Origin of the sequence: Sphaerisporangium dianthi, from assembly GCF_042654065.1 — a bacterium.
GTDB lineage: Bacteria > Actinomycetota > Actinomycetes > Streptosporangiales > Streptosporangiaceae > Sphaerisporangium > Sphaerisporangium dianthi.
Genome location: NZ_JBHSFP010000091.1, coordinates 1 through 3,057, shown reverse-complemented (window position 1 = coordinate 3,057; position 3,057 = coordinate 1). Strand labels below are relative to the sequence as shown.

The following is a 3,057-nucleotide window of genomic DNA, read 5'->3' as shown; positions in this document are numbered from 1 at the left end:
GCGGATACCCCGGATCGATCCCCGCCAGCACCCCCGCCACCGCACCCCGATCACCCACATCACACGCCACCACACCCACCTCGGCACCCAGACCCGACAGCTCGGCCACCAACCCGGCAGCACCCGGCGCCGCCAACCCCCGACGACTGGTCAACACCAACCGCCGCACCCCATGCGCCACCACCAAATGCCGCGCCACCAACGCCCCAAGACCACCGGTCCCCCCCGTCACCAACACCGTCCCCTCCGAACCCCACACCGAAGAAGACACCGGAGAAGAAGGGACGGCGGAGGGAGAAGGGGAGACAGCCTGCCCGAACGAGAGGACCTGCCCAGACGCGGCGGCCTCCTCGAGGGAAGGAGTCCGCGCGGACGCGGGGACCTGACCGGAGGAAGCAACCTGCTCGGACGAGGAGGCCTTCACCAGGCGGGGCACCAGCACACGGCCATCACGCACCGCCAACTCCGGCTCACCCACCCCCACCACCCGGCCCAACTCCACCGACCCATCCCAATCCACCAACCCGAACCGACCCGGATTCTCCGCCTCCGCCGCACGCACCAACCCCCACACCGGAACCTGCACCACATCCACCAGGTCACCAACCCCGGCGACCACACCACCCCGCGTCACCACCACCAACCGCGAACCCGCGAACCGCTCATCCGCCAACCACTCCCGCACCACCACCAACACCCGATCCAGCACCGACCGCACCCCAGCGGGCACGTCAGTCTCGGGTGTCTCGCACGTCAAGACCACGGCAGACGGCACCGCACCGGAGGCAGGAAGGTCCTCCCAGCGCGCCCATTCCACACCGCCGTCACTCGAGGAAACCGGCGACCATTCCATGACCAGCAACGACCCGGCACCACCTGATCGGGCCGCGCCCAGCTGCTCCTCCGACACCGATCGGCCGACGAGGGAGTCGACGGTCAGCACCGGTTGGCCGGTCTCGTCCGCCACCTGGATGGTCACGCTGTCCTGTCCGGACGGCATGGTCCGGACTCGCAGGGCCGTGGCGCCGGTCGCGTGCAGGGTCACGCCGTTCCACGCGAACGGCAGGACCGTGTCGCCACCGCGCCGGCCATCGTCCTCGACGAGGCCCGCGTGCATCGCCGCGTCCAGCAACGCGGGGTGGATGCCGAATCTCTCCGCCTCGGCGTGCGCCTCCACGGGCAACGCCACCTCGGCGAACACCTCCTCGCCGCGCCGCCAGGCGGCCTTCAGCCCCTGGAAGACGGGACCGTACGCGTAGCCCTGTTCGCGGAGGAGGTCATACGCGCCGTCGATGTCCACCCGGACGGCGCCAGGCGGCGGCCATGCGGACAGGTCGAACGACGGCACCGCCGCAGCGGACGCGAGCAGACCCTCGGCGTGTGAGACCCATGGCGCGTCCGCCTCGTCGCTCCTGGAGTAGATGTTCACCGGCCGCCGACCGGCCTCGTCGGCGGCGTCGACCACCACGCGCACCTGGACGCCGCCGCGCCTCGGCAGGACCAGCGGCGCTCGGAGGGTGAGTTCCGCCACCACGTCGCAGTCGACCTGCTCGCCTGCCCGGATCGCCAGCTCGACGAAGCCCGTCCCGGGCAGCAGCACAGTGCCGAGGACGTCGTGGTCGGCGATCCATGCCTGCGTGCCGACCGACAGCCGGCCCGTCAGCACGACGCCGTCCGACTCCGGTGAGGACACGACCGCACCCAGCAGCGGATGCTCCGCCGCGTCCAGACCGGCCGAGGCCAGGTTGCCGATCTCCTTGCCGAACCAGGAGTCGGCCAGGTACTCCCTCATGCCCAGCCAGTAGCGCTTGTGCTGGAAGGCGTAGGTGGGCAGGTCCACCCGGCGGGCGCCGGTCCCGGCGAACAACGCCGACCAGTCCACCCCCACACCCACCGCATGCAACTGCCCCACACCCGAAACCACCGACACCGGCTCCACCCGGCCCCGACGCACCAACGGCACGAACACCGCCTCGCTGTCCCCAGCCAGACACCCCGGCCCCATACCCGACAGCACCGCATCCGGACCCACCTCGACGAACCGGGTCACACCCTTCGCCTCAAGAGTCCGCACCGCGTCGGCGAACCGGACCGGCTCACGCACATGCCGCACCCAATACCCCGGCGAGTCCAAACCCTCGGCCACCTCACCGGTCAACGCCGACACCACCGGAATACGCGGCTCGCTGAACGACAGCCCCTCCACCACCGAGGCGAACTCCGCCAGCATCGGATCCATCAACGGCGAATGGAACGCATGCGACACTCGAAGCCGCCGCACCTTACGCCCGGACGCCTCGAACTCCGCGGCGATCTCCAGCACCGCCTGCTCGTCTCCGGACAGCACCACCGATGCGGGACCGTTCACCGCCGCTATGCCCACATGAGCCGACCCCGCCGCCCCGGCCCGTGCCTGCAACGCCTCCAGCGCCGCCGCGACCTCCTCCTCGCCGGCGCCGATCGCCACCATCGCCCCACCCGACGGCAGCGCCTGCATCAACGCGCCACGCGCCGCCACCAAAGCCGCCGCATCCGCCAGCGACAACACCCCCGCCACATGCGCCGCCGCGACCTCACCGATCGAATGACCGGCCACGAAATCCGGACGCACACCCCAGGACTCCACCAACCGGAACAACGCCACCTCAAAAGCGAACAACCCCGCCTGAGCGAACACCGTCCGATCCAGCACCGCAGCATCAGAACCCCACAGCACATCCCGCAGCGAAACAGCCGCATCACCGGTCAGCCGGCCGCCCTTTTGCTCATCCGCCCTGTCGCCCACGAGCCCGTCCAGCTGCGGGGCCAGGTGCTTGTCCAGCTCGGCCACCGCAGCGTCGAACGCCTCGGCGAAGACGGGGAACTCGGCGTGTAACTCCCGGCCCATACCGAGCCGCTGCGCACCCTGACCGGTGAACACCAACGCCGTAGCACCCTCACCACGAGCACGACCCACCACCACACCAGCCTCGGAACGACCCTCAGCCACCGCCGCCAGACCCCGCACCAACTCATCGCGATCCCGGCCCACCACAACCGCACGATGCTCCATCGCCC

Annotated in this window: 1 protein-coding gene; it reads right to left on the bottom strand. The window is 70.4% G+C overall.

The annotated features are described in order from the left end of the window. Positions 1 to 2,920 (bottom strand): acyltransferase domain-containing protein (locus ACFO60_RS40675; protein ID WP_380852858.1); only part of this gene is annotated, 2,920 nt, incomplete at its 3' end. Positions 2,921 to 3,057: the final 137 nt, after the last annotated feature.